At 64.3% G+C, this 17,347-nt stretch carries 20 protein-coding genes; 11 read left to right on the forward strand and 9 right to left on the reverse strand.

Annotation, left to right across the window (positions count from 1 at the left end; all coding sequences use genetic code 11):
* Positions 1–401 precede the first annotated feature (401 nt).
* Positions 402–2,312 (forward strand): translational GTPase TypA, encoded by a 1,911-nt coding sequence (gene typA, locus J2T21_RS16240; RefSeq protein WP_307582723.1) that lies wholly within the window; start codon positions 402–404, stop codon positions 2,310–2,312.
* The gene (locus tag J2T21_RS16245; RefSeq protein ID WP_071213054.1) at positions 2,293–2,733 is read left to right on the forward strand and encodes a hypothetical protein; all 441 of its coding nucleotides are present in this window, start codon (positions 2,293–2,295) and stop codon (positions 2,731–2,733) included. Before typA ends, J2T21_RS16245 begins: the two co-directional genes overlap by 20 nt.
* 102 nt (positions 2,734–2,835) lie before the next feature.
* On the opposite strand, the gene J2T21_RS16250 is transcribed toward J2T21_RS16245, so the two are convergent.
* Both J2T21_RS16250 and J2T21_RS16255 read right to left on the reverse strand, forming a co-directional pair.
* Positions 2,836–3,330: a helix-turn-helix domain-containing protein gene (locus tag J2T21_RS16250; RefSeq protein ID WP_307582724.1), complete on the reverse strand. Its 495-nt coding sequence runs from the start codon at positions 3,328–3,330 to the stop codon at positions 2,836–2,838.
* Between the two features lie 100 nt (positions 3,331–3,430).
* Positions 3,431–3,682, reverse strand: coding sequence for a putative acetyltransferase (locus J2T21_RS16255; protein ID WP_307582727.1), 252 nt, complete (start codon positions 3,680–3,682; stop codon positions 3,431–3,433).
* 270 nt (positions 3,683–3,952) lie between these two features.
* On the opposite strand from J2T21_RS16255, the gene fdxA reads away from it, so the two are divergent.
* The 4 genes from fdxA (at position 3,953) to J2T21_RS16275 (ending at position 7,604) form a co-directional block, all read left to right on the forward strand.
* Positions 3,953–4,276: a ferredoxin gene (gene fdxA, locus J2T21_RS16260; RefSeq protein ID WP_307582729.1), complete on the forward strand. Its 324-nt coding sequence runs from the start codon at positions 3,953–3,955 to the stop codon at positions 4,274–4,276.
* An 11-nt stretch (positions 4,277–4,287) separates the two neighbouring features.
* Positions 4,288–5,397, forward strand: coding sequence for a succinyldiaminopimelate transaminase (dapC, locus tag J2T21_RS16265; protein ID WP_307582731.1), 1,110 nt, complete (start codon positions 4,288–4,290; stop codon positions 5,395–5,397).
* Between the two features lie 103 nt (positions 5,398–5,500).
* The gene (locus tag J2T21_RS16270; RefSeq protein WP_071213063.1) at positions 5,501–6,784 is read left to right on the forward strand and encodes a citrate synthase; all 1,284 of its coding nucleotides are present in this window, start codon (positions 5,501–5,503) and stop codon (positions 6,782–6,784) included.
* Positions 6,785–7,058: 274 nt separating this feature from the next.
* Positions 7,059–7,604, forward strand: a complete 546-nt coding sequence (locus J2T21_RS16275; RefSeq protein ID WP_307582732.1) for a hypothetical protein — start codon at positions 7,059–7,061, stop codon at positions 7,602–7,604.
* Between the two features lie 11 nt (positions 7,605–7,615).
* Here the strand turns inward: J2T21_RS16275 and J2T21_RS16280 are convergent, their stop codons facing one another.
* Both J2T21_RS16280 and dapD read right to left on the reverse strand, forming a co-directional pair.
* Positions 7,616–8,533, reverse strand: a complete 918-nt coding sequence (locus J2T21_RS16280; protein ID WP_307582734.1) for a hypothetical protein — start codon at positions 8,531–8,533, stop codon at positions 7,616–7,618.
* Complete coding sequence (dapD, locus tag J2T21_RS16285; RefSeq protein ID WP_307582736.1) at positions 8,523–9,485, reverse strand: 2,3,4,5-tetrahydropyridine-2,6-dicarboxylate N-succinyltransferase; 963 nt, start codon at positions 9,483–9,485, stop codon at positions 8,523–8,525. The genes J2T21_RS16280 and dapD overlap by 11 nt, the downstream gene beginning before the upstream one ends.
* Before the next feature lie 37 nt (positions 9,486–9,522).
* Here dapD and dapE point away from each other — a divergent pair, with 37 nt between their 5' ends.
* Positions 9,523–10,674 carry a succinyl-diaminopimelate desuccinylase gene (gene dapE, locus J2T21_RS16290; RefSeq protein WP_307582870.1) on the forward strand — a complete coding sequence of 384 codons (1,152 nt, stop codon included), beginning with the start codon at positions 9,523–9,525 and terminating at the stop codon, positions 10,672–10,674.
* A 125-nt stretch (positions 10,675–10,799) separates the two neighbouring features.
* Here the strand turns inward: dapE and J2T21_RS16295 are convergent, their stop codons facing one another.
* The 4 genes from J2T21_RS16295 to J2T21_RS16310 all read right to left on the reverse strand — a co-directional run bounded on the left by J2T21_RS16295 (position 10,800) and on the right by J2T21_RS16310 (position 14,147).
* On the reverse strand, positions 10,800–11,705 hold the full coding sequence (locus tag J2T21_RS16295; RefSeq protein ID WP_307582737.1) for an amino acid ABC transporter permease: 906 nt from the start codon (positions 11,703–11,705) through the stop codon (positions 10,800–10,802).
* Positions 11,702–12,382 carry an amino acid ABC transporter permease gene (locus J2T21_RS16300; RefSeq protein ID WP_307582738.1) on the reverse strand — a complete coding sequence of 227 codons (681 nt, stop codon included), beginning with the start codon at positions 12,380–12,382 and terminating at the stop codon, positions 11,702–11,704. The genes J2T21_RS16295 and J2T21_RS16300 overlap by 4 nt, the downstream gene beginning before the upstream one ends.
* An 87-nt stretch (positions 12,383–12,469) precedes the next feature.
* Positions 12,470–13,297: a glutamate ABC transporter substrate-binding protein gene (locus J2T21_RS16305; RefSeq protein WP_307582740.1), complete on the reverse strand. Its 828-nt coding sequence runs from the start codon at positions 13,295–13,297 to the stop codon at positions 12,470–12,472.
* Between the two features lie 73 nt (positions 13,298–13,370).
* Positions 13,371–14,147 (reverse strand): amino acid ABC transporter ATP-binding protein, encoded by a 777-nt coding sequence (locus J2T21_RS16310; RefSeq protein WP_373458062.1) that lies wholly within the window; start codon positions 14,145–14,147, stop codon positions 13,371–13,373.
* 124 nt (positions 14,148–14,271) lie between these two features.
* Here J2T21_RS16310 and J2T21_RS16315 point away from each other — a divergent pair, with 124 nt between their 5' ends.
* The 3 genes from J2T21_RS16315 to J2T21_RS16325 all read left to right on the forward strand — a co-directional run bounded on the left by J2T21_RS16315 (position 14,272) and on the right by J2T21_RS16325 (position 15,734).
* Entirely contained in the window at positions 14,272–15,060 is a 789-nt protein-coding gene (locus J2T21_RS16315) for an LOG family protein (protein WP_307582742.1), read from the forward strand.
* Between the two features lie 48 nt (positions 15,061–15,108).
* Positions 15,109–15,456, forward strand: coding sequence for a DivIVA domain-containing protein (locus J2T21_RS16320; protein WP_307582873.1), 348 nt, complete (start codon positions 15,109–15,111; stop codon positions 15,454–15,456).
* A 110-nt stretch (positions 15,457–15,566) separates the two neighbouring features.
* Positions 15,567–15,734, forward strand: a complete 168-nt coding sequence (locus tag J2T21_RS16325; protein ID WP_007269948.1) for a DUF3117 domain-containing protein — start codon at positions 15,567–15,569, stop codon at positions 15,732–15,734.
* Between the two features lie 127 nt (positions 15,735–15,861).
* Here the strand turns inward: J2T21_RS16325 and J2T21_RS16330 are convergent, their stop codons facing one another.
* On the reverse strand, positions 15,862–16,497 hold the full coding sequence (locus J2T21_RS16330) for an O-methyltransferase (RefSeq protein WP_071213073.1): 636 nt from the start codon (positions 16,495–16,497) through the stop codon (positions 15,862–15,864).
* 222 nt (positions 16,498–16,719) lie between these two features.
* Between J2T21_RS16330 and sigE the strand changes: the two genes are divergently transcribed.
* Positions 16,720–17,334, forward strand: coding sequence for an RNA polymerase sigma factor SigE (gene sigE / locus J2T21_RS16335; protein ID WP_071213253.1), 615 nt, complete (start codon positions 16,720–16,722; stop codon positions 17,332–17,334).
* Positions 17,335–17,347: the final 13 nt, after the last annotated feature.

Genomic DNA, 17,347 nt, shown 5'->3' on the forward strand with positions numbered 1-17,347 from the left:
GGCCGCGGCGATCTGGCACAACCAAAACATCGGTGCCCATCCGCTGCGCTCCTTGACCGCCTATGACCACTGACCCCTTGGAATCAATCGTCTAGGCGGCGCTGCCGAGCAAGCAGTAGTTGATTTCTGCAAGTTCCACGGGAAGATGGGGGCGGTTACGGGTTTCCCGCGGCCGCCCCCTTTCCGTCGGATCTGACCACGCCTGGCAGCAGCGGCATCGTGTCCGCGGCCGCAACAATCCCGGGATGACGGGGCACAGCCGCCCTTCGTGCAAATTTCTCCGCGTGAGATAAGGCACGTTTTACACCAGATTTCCCATTGGGACTAGAATGGTTAATTGGGTCAGTCGTGGCCCCGATCCCCGAGACCCAAAATTCTCTAGAAGAAGTGAGCCTTTTCGCATGTCAGATACCACCACCATTCGTCGTGAAGACCTGCGCAACGTTGCCATCGTTGCCCACGTCGACCACGGCAAGACCACCATGGTCAACGCAATGCTCCAGCAGACCGGTGCGTTCGACAGCCACGGTGAAACCGAAGACCGCGTGATGGACTCTGGCGAGCTGGAACGCGAAAAGGGCATCACCATCCTGGCCAAGAACACCACCGTGTTCTACAGCGGCCCGGCCGCCAACGGCCACAACATGACCATGAACATCATCGACACCCCGGGCCACGCCGACTTCGGCGGCGAGGTCGAGCGCGGCCTGTCCATGGTCGACGGTGTCGTGCTGCTCGTGGATGCCTCTGAAGGCCCGCTTCCGCAGACCCGCTTCGTGCTGCGCAAGGCGCTTGTCGCAAACCTGCCGGTCATCATCGTGGTCAACAAGACCGACCGCCCCGATGCCCGCATCGACGGCGTCATCTCCGACTCCATGGACCTGCTCCTGGGCCTGGCCTCGGACCTGGCCGACGAAGCACCGGACCTGGACCTGGACAAGATCCTGAACGTCCCGATCGTCTTCGCCTCGGGCAAGGCCGGCTACGCGTCGGCCAACCAGCCTGCAGACGGCACCCTGCCGGACAACGAGGACCTCGAGCCGCTGTTCGAGACCATCATCAAGCACGTCCCGGCCCCGACGTACACCGAAGGCGAAGTCCTTCAGGCACACGTCACCAACCTTGACGCCTCCCCGTTCCTGGGTCGCTTGGCCCTGCTGCGTATCTTCAACGGCACCCTGCGCAAGGGCCAGCAGGTTGCCTGGGCCCGCCAGGACGGCCAGCTCAAGACCGTAAAGATCACCGAACTGCTGGCCACCAAGGGCCTGAGCCGTGTTCCGGCCGAGTCCGCGGGACCGGGCGAGATCGTCGCAGTTGCAGGCATCGAAGACATCATGATCGGTGAAACCCTCACCGACCTGGAGAACCCGAAGCCGCTGCCGCTGATCACCGTCGACCCGCCGGCCATCTCGATGACCATCGGTATCAACACCTCGCCGCTGGCCGGCAAGGTCAAGGGCGCCAAGGTCACCGCACGCCAGGTCAAGGATCGCCTCGACAAGGAACTGATCGGCAACGTGTCGCTGAACATCCTTCCGACCGAGCGTCCGGATGCCTGGGAAGTCCAGGGCCGTGGCGAATTGGCCCTGGCCATCCTCGTGGAGCAGATGCGCCGCGAAGGCTTCGAGCTGACCGTTGGCAAGCCGCAGGTTGTCACCAAGATGATCGACGGCAAGATCAACGAGCCGATGGAGCACATGACCATCGACGTGCCCGAGGAATACCTTGGCGCCGTGACCCAGCTGATGGCTGCCCGCAAGGGCCGCATGACCAACATGGCCAACCACGGCACCGGCTGGTGCCGCATGGAATTCATCGTTCCTGCCCGTGGCCTGATCGGCTTCCGCACCCGCTTCCTGACCGACACCCGCGGTGCAGGCATCGCTTCCTCGCTGGCCGAGGGCTACGAGCCGTGGCACGGCCCGATCGAATACCGCAACAACGGTTCGATCGTGGCTGACCGCTCCGGCGTCGTGACCCCGTTCGCGATGATCAACCTCCAGGAACGCATGTCCTTCTTCGTGCAGCCCACTTCCGAGGTTTACGAAGGCATGATCGTGGGCGAGAACTCGCGCTCCGATGACATGGACGTGAACATCACCAAGGAAAAGAAGCTCACCAACATGCGTGCGGCTTCCTCGGACACCTTCGAGAACATGACCCCCCCGCGCCAGCTGACGCTGGAAGAGTCCCTCGAATTCGCCCGCGAGGACGAATGCGTTGAGGTCACCCCCGAAGCGATCCGCATCCGCAAGCTCATCCTGAACGCCAACGACCGCGCCAAGGCCTACCGTGCCCGGGCCAAGGCCTAACCAGGCCCAAGGCGCCGGCGCCTCGGCAATCGGCAGCGTCCTGGTCGCCTTGGCGGCCGGGGCGCTGGCCGCGGTGGTCGGCACGATCTTGCATGCCTCGCTGGGCTATGTCGGCGACGTCCCGGTGCCGTGGGGCGCTGCCCTCGCCTTGCTCCTCACCGGGACCCTGACCTACTGGGTTGGCCTGGTGCGGGGAAAGCTGTGGGTCAGTGCGCTGACGGGACTGGCGACGTATGTGTTTGTCGCGTTGATCTCGACCGACCAGCACAACCAGATGATCGTCTCGACCCAGTTCTTCAAGATGTTGCCCGGCCCGGCATTGGCCGGCGGCATTTGGGTGTACGGCATCATCGTCCCGGTCGTCGTGGCGATCCTGCTGGTCTCCAAGCAGTTGCGACTTCTGGCGCGCTCCGGGCGCTGATTCGTCGGCCGGCCCGGACAACGCAGGAACCGAACATCGAATAAATAGCTTGGCCCCCGCAAGGATTCTTGCGGGGGCCAAGCTATTTGCCTTACGGGGCGGCTACGCCGACTTGAGGTCCAGGTGGTGGGCCAGGAAGAGCGAGGTGGCCACCCCGTCGGCCTCGGCGTCGCGCATGGCGTAGTCCTCGATGACCGCGTGGATGCGGGCCATCATTTCCTTCTGCGTTCCTTCGCTGAGCTTCAGTCCCACCCGCATGACCTGGATCTCCTGCGGGGCCAGGCCGTCGATTTCCTGCAGGAACGTGTCCACCAGCAGCGGTGCGGCGTCGGGCAGCTTGGTGCCCCAGGAGAGCTTGGTGCTGCGGTATGGCACTTCCTTGGCCCCGCGGTTTCCCCGGCGGGTTTCCTCGGCCGCGAGGAACCCGTTGGAGAGCAGCGTGCGCACATGGTGAAGCGATGTTGCCGGATTGATCTCCAACAGGTCCGCTATTTCCTTGTTGGTACGGGATTCGTGCAGGCAAAGTCGCAAAATACGGAGACGGAGCGGGGAGCTCAACGCCCGTGCACGGGCCTGTACCTCTTCATCTGTGGCCATGGAATCAGCATACGGGAAAATCCGCCACTGATTGAATCATTCAAATCACATGTCCGGGGTGCGAATTCACCGCGTTGGCGCCAGTGTGCGGCTTGCCGGCTCAGTTGCCGGGCGCGGAGCGCCTGCGCGCAGGGGGCGGGGGCACCCTCTTGGCGTGGGTGATGGCCGCCCGGCTGACCTGCACATCCCCGGTGCGGGTCTGGACCGTCACGGAGTGCTCGTCGACCGCCAGCAGGTATCCCAGCGCGTCACTCATCTGTTCGCCCGCCTGCCCTTGCTCGCCGGGGGAGAGGCGATAGCGAAGCACCACGCGGGCGCCGGGGTCCAGGGAATCCAAGAAGTCCGTGCTCATGCACCAATACTAGGTCCTGGGTCGTGCCCTCCGTTGGTGACGCAATTCGTAAGATTTCCGGCATGGCGGGTTCCGGATGCGACGCGGGACGTAAGAATTCACCGGGAGCGGCAGCAGGGGCGACCCGCACCGTGACGCAGAACGTAAGAATTACCCGGCGGGGGAGCTGCTGCGGCATTCGGGGCAGGACGGGACTAAGCTGGTGTCATGCATGTCTAGCCGCATGCAAATCACCGAATGTCTCAGTAGTGAAGGAAGGCCCCGGGTACCGTGACCTACATCATCGCCCAGCCGTGCGTCGACGTCAAAGACAAGGCGTGCATCGAGGAATGCCCCGTGGATTGCATCTACGAAGGCGAACGCTCGCTGTACATCCACCCCGACGAATGCGTTGACTGCGGCGCCTGCGAACCGGTGTGCCCGGTTGAAGCCATCTATTACGAAGACGACACCCCTGAGCAGTGGGCCGAGTACTACAAGGTCAACGTGGAGTTCTTCGACGAGGTGGGGTCCCCGGGCGGGGCCGCGAAGCTCGGCAACATGGGCATCGACCACCCGATCGTCGCCGCGCTTCCGGCGCAGACACAGGGCTGATCCGCGACACCATGCTGACGCTCCCTGACTACCCGTGGAACGCCCTTGCCCCCTACCTGGCGCGTGCCGCCGAGCATGAAGGCGGGGCGGTGAACCTGTCCATCGGCACGCCGGTCGACCCCACCCCCGAGATCATCGTGAACGCGCTGCGCGACGGCGCGAACGCCCCGGGATATCCCACCACCCACGGCACGCCCGCGGTGCGCGAGGCCATCGTGAACTGGTTTGCACGCCGGCGCGACGTGCACGGCCTGTCGAGCGACGACGTCATGCCGACGGTCGGCTCCAAGGAACTGGTTGCCTGGCTGCCGCTGCTGCTGGGCCTTGGCGCCGGGGACCTGGTGGTCCGTCCACTGGTTGCCTACCCCACCTACGACATCGGCGCGCAACTGGCCGGTGCGGACTCGATCGCCGCCGACTCGCTGGCGTCTCTCTCCGACGTGGACCGTGCACGGGTCAAACTGGTCTGGGTCAATTCCCCCGGCAACCCCACGGGTATCATCCGCGGGGCCGCGGACCTCAAGGCACTGGTCGATGACGCGCGTTCGCTCGGTGCCGTGGTGGCATCGGACGAATGCTACGCGGAACTCGGTTGGGGCGAACACGAGGCCGGGGTGCCCAGCATCCTGCACGAGTCGGTCAGCGGCTCGGACCACAGCGACCTGTTGGCGGTGTACTCGCTGTCCAAGCAGTCGAATCTTGCCGGATACCGTGCGGCCTTCGTGGCCGGGGCGCCGAACCTGATGCCGGCACTGATCAACAACCGCAAGCATGCCGGGATGATCGTGCCGGCCCCGGTGCAGTCCGCCATGGTTGCCGCCCTGAACGACGATGAGCACGTCAAGGTGCAAAAAAACACGTACCGGGCACGCCGCGAGGCGCTGGTTCCGGCGCTTGCCGCCTTCGGGCTGCGCATCGAGGAATCGGTGGGCGGACTGTACCTGTGGTGCACCGCGGACGAGGACTGCTGGACCACCATTGGCCGGCTCGCCGACCTGGGCATTGTCGCCGGCCCGGGGGCCTTCTACGGCACGGCCGGGGAGAACTTCGTGCGCATTGCCCTGACCGAGAGTGACGAGCGGATCGCCAGCGCTGTCCAACGGCTGAATGCGGCAGCCTGATACACAAACGTGACCAACCAATTGGTGTCAAGAGCCTACTAAAAGGTAGCGTGACAGTGATTACTGACCATCGGACTCATCTGCATTCCGGTTAGGAGAGACAATGACGGAAAACAATTCTGCTCAGCTCAGCTTTGGCGGCAACAGCATCGAACTACCTGTTGTGCCCGCGGTAGAAGGCAACAACGGCTTTAACATCGCGCCGCTCTTGAAGGCGACAGGTGGCGTGACGTACGACCCCGGCTTCATGAACACCGCAGCGACCAAGTCCGCAATCACTTTCATCGATGGCGACGCGGGCATCCTGCGCTACCGCGGCTACCCGATCGAGCAACTGGCGCAGAAGTCCAGCTTCCTCGAGACCAGCTACCTGCTGATCTACGGCAACCTTCCCTCGGCCACCGAGCTGGAGGCCTTCGACCAGAAGATCCGCCGCCACACACTGCTGCACGAGGAGCTCAAGGGCTTCTTCGGCGGCTTCCCCCGCGACGCGCACCCGATGCCGGTGCTTTCCTCCGCGGTCACGGCACTGTCGACCTGGTACCAGGACTCGTTGGATCCCTTTGACGAGGAGCAGGTCGAGCTCTCGACCATCCGCCTGCTGGCGAAGATGCCGGTGCTTGCCGCCTACGCCCACAAGAAGTCCATCGGACAGGCACTGCTGTACCCGGACAACTCGATGAACCTGGTCGAGAACTTCATGCGCCTGAGCTTCGGCCTGGCCGCGGAGCCGTACGACATGGATCCGGTCATCGTCAAGGCCCTGGACCAGTTGCTGATCCTGCACGCCGACCACGAGCAGAACTGCTCGACCTCGACGGTGCGCCTGGTGGGTTCGTCCAACGCCAACATGTTTGCCTCGGTCTCCGCGGGCATCAACGCGCTTTCCGGCCCCGCACACGGCGGCGCCAACGAAGCGGTGCTGAAGATGTTGCGCGAGATCCAGTCCGAGGGCCTGAAGCCCGCGGACTTCATGGAGAAGGTCAAGAACAAGGAAGACGGCGTCCGCCTCATGGGCTTCGGACACCGCGTCTACAAGAACTACGACCCGCGCGCCAAGATCATCAAGTCGACTGCCCACGAGATCCTCAACAAGCTCGGCGGCAACGACGAACTGCTGGACATCGCCATGTCCCTGGAAGAGCGCGCCCTGAGCGACGATTACTTCATCTCGCGCAAGCTCTACCCGAACGTGGACTTCTACACCGGCCTGATCTACAAGGCCATGGGCTTCCCGGAGAAGATGTTCACCGTCCTGTTCGCCATCGGCCGCCTGCCGGGCTGGATCGCCCAGTACCGCGAAATGCTGCAGGACCCGGAAATGAAGATTGGCCGTCCGCGCCAGCTCTTCGTCGGTGAAACCGAACGCAACTACCCGAACCGCTAAACCGCCGGCCTTCCCTCGGGCCATTGCATCCCGTGGGCCCAGGTGCACGACAGCGTTCCCGCAGGGGGTCGGTGTCGTGGAAGGAAAGATCCTTCCACGGCACCGGCCCCCTTTGCCGTGCCGGGGCAGCTGCCCGGCCCTCGGGTTTTCGGGCCAATTGTGCGGTTTCGGGCTTATCCTTGAGATAGGCGAGGGAATGGAAAGAAACGAGTGTGCCCGCATGGTGCAGGATTCTGGATCCGGTTGGAAGGTTTCGGCTGATACCCACACGGAGATGATGCTGGCACTGTACTTTCGGGACCTGGCGGCCATCGAGCCACTTGGAACCCCGTGCCTGGCACCACTGAGCCCCAAGGTCAAACCTGCTGCAGCCAGTGAACTGGGGGACCATTCGGCCGGGGAACTGCGCCAGGAGTGGCAGAGCTGGTGGGAGAGCATCGTTTCCGACACCCACCCGGCCATCGACATCCACGCGGAGCCGGACTTCGCGGACTTCTCCGATTCCCCGACCCTGCAGCACCTTCTGCGCGCCCATTACGGCAATGCCTACACCTGGACGCAGAACCGGCTGGGGGAGTACCGGGAATTCTGCCTGGACAACACCAGGCAGCGCCTGGCGTTGGTCGCGCAGCTCTTTGCCGAGCGCGAGCTCGAAGGCAAGAACGTCTCGGACCTGCACCTGAAGCTGGTGGAGCTGCCGCTGGCCGAGCGCCGCGCCTGGTTCGTGGAGCCGGACACCGTGATCCTCAGCCAGGACCTGATGCGCGATGCAACGCTTTTCCGCAGCTACCTGCAGCCGATCATCGACATGCTGGCCTAGCTCCCGGCCGGCTATTTTCCGCTGTCGGCCAGGGACACCACGACATAACCGTCGCTGGTCGCCGCGGGCACCCAATGGCCCTCGGAGCGGTTCCACACCAGCCCGGCGTAGGAGACCGACTCGGTGTGCTGCTTGTCCGCGTTGGCCACGGCCCATTGGGCGATGGCCCAGCCCTGCTTCCCGCGCACCGGGACCCGTACCCGGTTCCCGCCCAGCACCTGCGCCGCCTGGCCCGTGGCCGCCTTCAGCTCCGCGGCCAGGTCCTTGGCCGACCCGGCGCCTTCGGCCGGGCGCAGCGTGCAATTCAGCGTCGAGGGCGAGGCACCGGTCAGCGCCGAGGCGAACGCCGCGGCCTTCTCCTCGTGGGGGGCGTAGGCCAGCGGGAACCCCGAACGCTGCACGCGCTGCGCGGCGTCGGTCAGCGACATGGAGGCGTAGTCGAAGGTCTCCAGCTCCTGGAAGAAGCGGTTGGCCGCGTACAGCGGGTCCATGACCTGGGCTTCGGTGCCCCAGCCCATCGAGGGCCGCTGCTGGAACAGGCCCCGGGAATCGGGTCCGGCATTGTCGCCGTAGCCGATGTTGGTGAGCTTGGATTCCTGCAGCGAGGTGGCGATGCCGATGGTTGCGGCCCGCGTGGGCATCCCGCGCCGGGTGGCCACCGCGGCGATCAGTGCCGCGTTCGAGGCCTGGTCGGGGCTCAGGGTGTGCAGCGTCGAACCCACCAGCGCGGTGCATTTTTGCCTCGCCACCGCGGTGTCCAGTCCGATGAAGTTCACCGCCGCGTAGAGCCCGCCGCCAATCAGCCCGGCGGCCAGGGTCAAGGCGAGCAGCGTGCGGCCCCAGCGGCGCGGCCCGCGGTGCCGTCCGTGCCGCTCCTGCACCTGCCCCGAGCCCAGCGCGAGCACGCGTTGGTGTGCGTCAATTGGCATGCAGGACGCTGTTCAATTCAACGTGTTGGCCGGCGCGCGGGAGCGCCTCCACTGCACCGGAAAGCGAGTTGCGGCGGAAGAGCAGGTTGGGCACGCCGGAGAGTTCCACGGCCTTGACCACGGTGTCGCCGAGCTGGACCCGGGTGCCGGCGGTGACATACAGCCCCGCCTCGACCACCGAGTCGTCGCCGATGGAGATGCCCACGCCCGAGTTGGCGCCCAGCAGCACGCGCTGGCCGATGGTGATGCGCTGCTTGCCGCCGCCCGAGAGCGTGCCCATGATCGAGGCGCCGCCGCCCACATCGGACCCGTCGCCGACCACGACCGAGGAGGAAATGCGCCCCTCGACCATGGAATGGCCCAGGGTGCCGGCGTTGAAGTTCACGAACCCCTCGTGCATGACGGTGGTGCCCTCGGCCAGGTGCGCGCCCAGGCGCACCCGCCCGCCGTCGGCAATGCGCACGCCGGTGGGCACGACGTAGTCCAGCATGCGGGGGAACTTGTCCACCCCGAACACCGTCAGGGTGCCGCGCGAGCGCAGCTTCAGGCGGGTGGCTTCGAAGTTGCCCACGGCGCAGGGCCCGAAGTTGGTCCACACCACGTTTTGCAGCAGGCCGAAGGCCCCGTCGAGGTTGACGTTGTTCGGCGCCACCAGGCGGTGGGAGAGCAGGTGCAGGCGCAGCCAGACATCCGGTCCGTCCGCGGGGGCCACATCGAGGTTGATCTCCAGCGAAATGACCGACTGGGTGGTGCCGCGGGCCTCATCGTTGGAAGCGGCGGCGGCCAGGTCGCCGGAGACCTGCGCGGCATCCTCGAGGACCGCCAGCACCGGATGGGGGAACCAGACGTCCAGGACCGTGCCGTCGGATGCATAGGTGGCCAGGCCGTGGGCCGAGGCGATCCTGAGGTCTTGGGTGGAAGCATGCGTCAGTCTGGTGTCTACCGGAGTCATGAATCAATCCTAGCGCGGGCGCCGGTACTAATCTTGGATTGTGCACAGCAAACCCAGCCCCGCTTCCGCCGTCCGCCCCGCCGCGCCCATCGACCTGGACCTGAGGGGGGACGTGGCCGAGCTGACCGCCCGCCTGATGGACATCGAGTCGGTTTCCGGCAACGAGGGGCCCCTGGCCGACGCCATCGAAGCGGCCCTGCGCAACCTCCCGCACCTGGTGCTGCACCGGGACGGGGACGCGATCGTGGCCCGCACCATGCTCGGCCGCCCGGAGCGGGTGGTGCTGGCCGGGCACCTGGACACCGTGCCGCTGCCCACCACGCCCGGGGCGCGGGGAACCGTTCCGGTCAGCTGGGACGGCGAGACGCTCTACGGGCGCGGGGCCACCGACATGAAGGGCGGGGTCGCTGTCCAACTGGCCCTGGCGGCCACCCTGGAAAACCCCAACCGCGACGTCACCTTCATCTTCTACGACCACGAAGAGGTCGAGGGCTCCAAATCGGGCCTGGGCCGCCTCTTGCGCAACAGCCCGGAACTGCTCGCCGGCGACTTCGCGATCCTGCTCGAGCCCACCCACGGGACGGTGGAGGGCGGCTGCAACGGCACCAGCCGCTACAAGGTGCGCACCCGCGGAGTGGCGGCACACTCGGCGCGCGCCTGGATGGGCGAGAACGCCATCCACGCCGCGTCGCCCATCGTGCGCATCCTGGCCGACTACACTCCCAGGACCGTGGACGTGGACGGCCTGGCCTACCGCGAATCGCTCAACGCCGTGCGCATCACCGGGGGCATCGCCGGGAACGTGATCCCGGACTTCTGCGAGGTCGAGGTCAACTACCGCTTCGCCCCGGACAAGGATGTGGCTGCCGCCGAGGCCCATGTGTTCGAGCTGTTCAAGGACTTCGAGGTCATCCGCACCGACGGCGCGCCCGGGGCACGGCCCGGGCTGCAGCACCCGGCGGCGGCCTCCTTCGTGGCGGCCGTGGGCCGGGAACCGAAGCCGAAGTTCGGCTGGACCGACGTCGCCCGCTTCTCCGAGCTGGGGATCCCCGCGGTGAATTTCGGCCCGGGCGATGCGCTGCTGGCGCATTCCGACGACGAACACATCACCCGTGCGGCCATCCACGAGTGCCTGGCCGCCCTGAACCAGTGGCTGGGCGGGGCACCGGCCACCGGAGACGGGTCGTAGCCCGGGAACCCACGGGGCGCGCACAGGCAAAGGGCCGGGCGCCAGTCGGGCCTCGTGGAACACGAGGTCGACTGCTGCCCGGCCCTTGGCCGCACCGCACGGGCGCGTAGCCCGATTGGGCGGGATCAACCCTTGGGGTTGCCTCCCGGGACGGTGGTGTTCAAATCGGCGACCACCACGGGAACCGCGGGGTCCAGGGGCTTGCCGGCACTGATGCCGCGGCTGCTGAGCCGGCCCGCCACCACGGTGGCCAACCTCGAGAGCCCGAAGTTGATCAGGATGAAGATGACGGCCACAACCACCAGCGCCTGCAGCACGTTCGCGTTGCCGGTGCCGATGAGCTTGCCGTTGAAGAGCAGTTCGTTGAAGTTGATGATGTACCCCAACGCGGAGTCCTTCAAGATGACCACGAACTGGCCGATCAACGCCGGCAGCATCGCAATGAGCGCCTGCGGGATCTCGATGTTGCGCAGCGACTGCCCGCGGGTCAGCCCGATGGCAATGCCGGCCTCGCGCTGGCCCTTGGGAAGGCCGAAGACGCCCGAGCGGATCAGCTCGGCAACCACCGAGCCGTTGTACAGGGTCAGGCCCACGACCACTGCGACGAACGGGGCATCGCTCGGAGCCACGATCCCGGAGCGGGCCAGGATGATCCACAGGAAGATCATCATCAGCAGCACCGGGACGGCGCGGAAGAATTCCACGACGACGGAGCTGATCCAGTTGATGATCTTGTTGGTGGACAGGCGCCCGATGCCGAAGATGAACCCGAACACCATCGAGGTGACGATGGCGACGGCTGCTGCCCTGAGTGTGTTCAGCAGGCCCGGGAGCAGGTAGTTCTCCCAGATGGAGCCCTTGCCGAACACGACCCACTTCTCGGCCGTCAGCTGCCCGGCGTCGTTCATGACCTTGTACAGGTAGTAGACCAGGGCGAGGGCAATCAGCACGCCAATGATGTTGATGATGACGACGCGTCGGCGGGCCTTGGGGCCCGGGGCGTCGAAAAGAACCGATTCGGAGACTTTCATCGTGCCACCGCCAATTTCTTGGATAGGTACGTGGTCAGCAATCCGACGGGGATCACGACGATCACGAAGAACACGGCGATGGTGAGGAAGATCAGGATTCCGACATCTGCGCGAAACTCCAGCATGGTCTTCATGAGTCCGGAGATCTCGGCCACCGAACCGGCCACCGCGACCGTGGTGTTCTTGATCAACGCGATCAGCACATTGCCCAGCGGGGCGATGGCCCCGCGAAAGGCCTGCGGCAAGATGATCATGCGGGCGGCCGGAAGGAAGCTCAGCCCGATGGCCCGGGCCGCCTCAGCCTGTCCCAACGGTACGGTGTTGACGCCGGAACGGATGGCTTCACAGACAAATGCCGAGTGGTAGATCGTCAAGCCAACGATGGCGATCTGGAAGAAGTTGAGATTGAAATCCGAGCTGAACTGGACCTTGAAAACGCCGAAGAGCACCAGCACACCAAAGGTCATGATGATGGTCAGCGGGGTGTTTCGGAAGATGTTCACGTATGAGGTCCCGAATGCACGGAAGCTGGGCACCGGCGAAATTCGCATCAGTGCCAGGATTGTGCCCAAGACCAACGACCCGATGGCTGCCCAAAATGTCAGCTGCAGGTTGCCCCAGAAGGCGGACATCATTTGTCCGCCGTATTCATCCCATAGGGAAAGGTAGCCTTGCACGGCTTACTCCTTTAGGGTGCGGTTGGTGGAGGACCCACCCGGCACGGACTGCTTGCCGGATGGGTCCGATGAGGAAACAGCCAACGACTAGGCGCAGGGCTCAGGCGTCGGAGGGTTCAGCTTGGCATTCGGGGTGTAGCCGGTGCCCTCGGTGTTGGCCTTGAGCGACTTCTCCCATTCACCGGAATCGATCATCTTCGTGATGGCCGTGTTGATGTCGGCGCAGGTGGTGTTTTCCTTGTTCAGGCCAACTCCGTACTTCTCCTCGGAGAAGGTGTTGCCAACGACCTTGAACTTGCCCTTGTTTGCCTCGGTTGCTGCCAGGCCGGCGAGGATGATGTCATCGGTGGTGACGGCGTCGATGCCGCCGGTCTCCAGCAGGCCCAGGCAGTCGGCGTAGCCGCCCTGCTCAACGAGGGCGACACCGGGGTAGGAATCGGAGACCTTCTTGGCCGAGGTCGAACCGGTCACCGAGCAAAGCTTCTTGCCCTTCAAGGTGTCCGGGCCGGTGATGGATGTGTCATCTTGGCGGACCAGCAGATCCTGGCCTGCGACGAAGTACGGGCCGGCGAAGGCAACGCGCTCCTTGCGGGTATCGGTGATCGAGTAGGTTGCGAAGATCATGTCAACCTGCTTCGTCTCCAGCAGGGTTTCGCGGTTGGCCGACGGTGCGGAGACCCACTCGATTTTGTCCTCGGCGAAGCCGAGTTCCTTCGCCACGTACTTGGCGACATCAACATCGAAGCCCTTGTATGCCTCGCCGTCCTTGAACCCGAGGCCCGGCTGGTCGAACTTGATGCCGATCTTGACTGTGTCGCCGTCGCCGGTATCTCCGCCGGAACCGCCGCAGCCGGTCAGGGCCAACGCCGCGGCCGCGGCCATGGCTGCTACTGCTGAAATGCGAGACTTACGCATCGTTTCTCCTTGTTTGGTCAAGGATGAGAGCGAGTTTCTCATCCATCGAGCATGAATTGTCCCGAGGTCGGCCCTAGTTCGTGATGAGCTTGCCAAGGAAGTCCTTGGCGCGGGCACTTTGGGGGTTGGTAAAGAACTGGTCGGGGGTGGACTCTTCGACAATCAGGCCATCGGCCATGAAGATCACGCGGTCGGCGGCCTTGCGGGCGAAGCCCATCTCGTGGGTCACCACGATCATGGTCATGCCTTCCTTGGCCAGGCCGACCATGGTGTCGAGCACCTCGTTGATCATTTCCGGGTCCAATGCGGAGGTCGGCTCGTCAAAGAGCATGACCTTCGGACGCATGGCCAGGGCGCGGGCAATGGCAACGCGTTGCTGCTGGCCGCCGGAGAGCTGCGCCGGAAGCTTGTCCTTCTGGTTTGCAACACCAACCCGCTCCAGGAGGGTGAGCGCGAGCTTGTCGGCTTCGGATTTCTTCATCCCCTTGGCCTTGATCGGACCGAGGGTAACGTTCTCCAAAATCGTTTTGTGTGCAAAAAGGTTAAACGACTGGAAAACCATGCCGACATCGGCACGGAGTTTGGCCAGCATTTTCCCTTCTTCTGGCAACATCTTTCCATCGATCTCGATGGTCCCACTATCGATGGTTTCCAGGCGGTTGATGGTGCGGCATAGGGTCGATTTGCCCGAGCCCGAGGGGCCCAGAACCACGACGACCTCACCCTTGGTGACTTCAAGGTTGATGTTCTGCAGAACATGGAGTTGGCCATAGTGCTTGTTCACTGCGGATAGCCTGACGATGGGAGTCAGGTCCGACTTAGCGCTATTCGAGTGGGAATCGGTGCTCATGACATGAACCCTATCCGAAGTGACGCTCTTCACGGCGACATTTCGGCCAGTCGATGCCAAATCTTTGCCTAAATGCGCCGTGACGCGGCCAGTGGGACCGTGTATTGCCGATACAGTGGGGGGCATGCAACGCCAGAATTCGCAATCCAAAAACTTTGATCCCCTGCCGGATCCCGCACGCAGGAAGGGCTCGGTTGTCTTGCGCCGGGCACAGGCGAAAACCGAGCAATCCGACGCCTACTTGCTCGATACGCGCGAAAACCAGGATTTCACCCATTCCGACCCTTGGCGGGTGCTGCGCATCCAGAGCGAATTCGTAGAGGGATTCGGCGCGCTTGCCGGGTTGGGGCCGGCCATCAGTGTGTTCGGTTCAGCCCGCACGCAGCGTGGATCGGAACGATACAACCAAGCCGAGAAGATCGGCGAGCTCATTGCCGCCGCCGGGGTGGCAGTGATAACCGGCGGCGGACCCGGAGCCATGGAGGCGGCAAACAAGGGCGCCGTGGCTGCCGGTGGGATCTCCGTCGGCCTGGGCATCGAGCTGCCCTTCGAAACCGGTCTCAACGAGTGGGTGGACCTGGGAATCAATTTCCGGTATTTCTTTGCCAGAAAGACGATGTTCGTCAAGTACTCGCAAGGATTTATTGTCTTGCCGGGCGGCTACGGAACCTTGGATGAACTATTCGAGGCGCTGACTCTGGTCCAAACGGAAAAGGTTACGGGATTCCCGATTGTTTTGGTGGGCACCTCCTATTGGGGTCCGCTTCTGGAATGGCTGAGAAACACCGTTGCCGAAGAGGGCGCAATTTCCGTTTCGGACATTGACTTGGTCCACATCACCGACGATATCGAAGAGGCCGTGGATATCGTGGTGAATTCCGCCCGCCCCAATGGGTTTATCGCTGCCGAATAAGACCCAACAGATTCATTCCCCACACCGAAGGAGTCCAGGTTGGTGTACATGTTGTTGGTGGTCGCCATCGTCATACTCGGTGCCGGGGTGTGCCTCGGAGTCGGCACCAAACGCAGTCGCACCAGCCAGGACGGACGCCGTTTCGAACCGATTCGTGGTCCGCTCCAAGGGCTGGTGGAGCCTGTCGCCAGTTTGCCTCCGGTCCTCCTTCCCGCGCGTCCACGCGCCGAGGATGTCGACTCGGTGAATTTCTCCCTGGGCCTGCGGGGGTACCGCTGCGACCAGGTCGACGAGGTCCTCGATGCACTTTCGGCCGAGATTGCCCGGTTGCATGAGGTCATCGCGGCACACGGAAAAGACCCTGTGATTAGCAACACGAGCCATTCTTCGGAATAATAGGACGTAGCAAGTTGAAAGCGGATCACTAAAGTCATGATTTGCCGATTAACTCACCACTGGGTGAAGGACCAAAAGCCCTTTACCTCAAATGAAAGGGAACAGCGCTAATGGCTGCGATGAAACCACGTACCGGGGATGGTCCGATGGAAGTCACAAAGGAAGGCCGTAGCCTGATCATGCGCGTACCGATTGACGGTGGCGGACGTCTGGTTGTCGAGCTGAATGCCGACGAGGCCGCCGAGCTGCGCGAATGCCTGGTAGGTGCCACCGAGTAGTGCTCGGTGTCGAAATGCCGCGGGGCGGGACTTGGCCGGTAAGGCCAGGTGCCCGCCCCGGGGTGTGTCACGGGGCGGGCACCTGGCGATGTTGGAACCCGGCGGCGTTTCAGGCCGCGGGGGCAAGCTAGCCGATGCGGGCTGCGATCTGCAGACCCAGTCCCGTGGGCACCAGCGTGGAGACGAATCGTTCATCCTCGCGCAGCATGCGGGTCGCATTGCGCGTGGCCACGGTGCTGGGCCGTCGGACCGCCGGCTTGGGGACCCGATGCTGGTCGAAGGCGTCGTGCATGATGACCATCCCGCCGACCTTGACCAGGCGAATGGCCTGGGTGACGTACTCGAGCAGATGCGTCTTGTCGGCATCGATGAACACCAGGTCGTACGCGCCGTCGGTGAGCCTGGGCAGCACGGCCTGGGCCCGGCCGGAAATCGCGCGGGTGCGGGAACCGTCGACGCCGGCGTCATGGAACGCCTCGCGGGCCGCGGCCAGGTGGTCGACATCGATGTCGATCGTGGTCAATGCGGACTGCTTTCCCGCCCCGCGCAGCAGGCTGGTGCCCGACACACCGACTCCCGTCCCGATTTCCACGATGTTCCGGGCCCCGGAGACGGCAGCCAGGACCGTGAGGAAACCGGCGGTGGCAGAACCCACTGATTCGACCCCCAGCTCACGTCCGCGTTCGCGGGCCCGCTCGAGCACGGCATCCTCCGGGGCCTGGGCCTGTGCGTATGTCCAGCTGCTAAAGATGTCCAGGTTCATGGTTGTGCAGCAAGTCCTTTGCAGTGCGAAAGAGATAAGTGTGCGAGCGGTGCGGCCGGGATGCGGCAGCGAAGCCGATCGCACCGAAGGGAAAACCCTGCGCCCATCTTATCCCCGTGCGGGCGACCCCGCCCGGGACGCCAAACCAAAGTGGGGGCACAGGCCGCTTTCAGCTTCTGCTCAGGAGCCTACGCGAGACTTGTTGTCGTGAATGCATCGAAATTGTCCGTGACCAGCAACGTACGCTCCCTTGAGGAGCCTGCGGAGCACACGGTGCCCAGCTGGGACGAAATCGTCAGGGACCATTCGCCGCGGGTGTACCGCCTGGCCTACCGGCTGACCGGCAACAGGCAAGACGCCGAGGACCTGGCCCAGGAAACCTTTGTCAGGGTCTTCCGCTCCCTGCACACCTTCACCCCAGGCACCATCGGCGGGTGGCTCCACCGCATCACCACGAACCTGTTCCTGGACCAGGCCCGCCGCAAGTCCCGCATCCGCTTCGACGGACTGGCCGAGGATGCCGAGGCCAAGATCCCCGGGACCGCGCCGGGACCGGAACGCAGTTTTGAATACAACAACCTGGATGTCGACGTGCAGGCGGCGCTCGAAGCGCTGGGCCCCGAATTCCGGGCGGCCGTGGTCCTGTGCGACCTGGAGGGGCTGTCCTACGAAGAGGTCTCCGAGGCGCTAAACGTGAAGCTTGGCACGGTTCGTTCACGCATCCACCGCGGGCGGGGGATGCTGCGCGAGAAGCTGGCGCACCGCAACCCCGCCGCCCGGCAGCCTGCAACGATCTCGTTGCCCAAGATTCGGCGGACGATCCCGGGAGTGCGCTAGGGCATGCATCGCT

The sequence above is a fragment of the Paeniglutamicibacter psychrophenolicus genome, from assembly GCF_030812255.1.
Taxonomy (GTDB): Bacteria; Actinomycetota; Actinomycetes; order Actinomycetales; family Micrococcaceae; genus Paeniglutamicibacter; species Paeniglutamicibacter psychrophenolicus_A.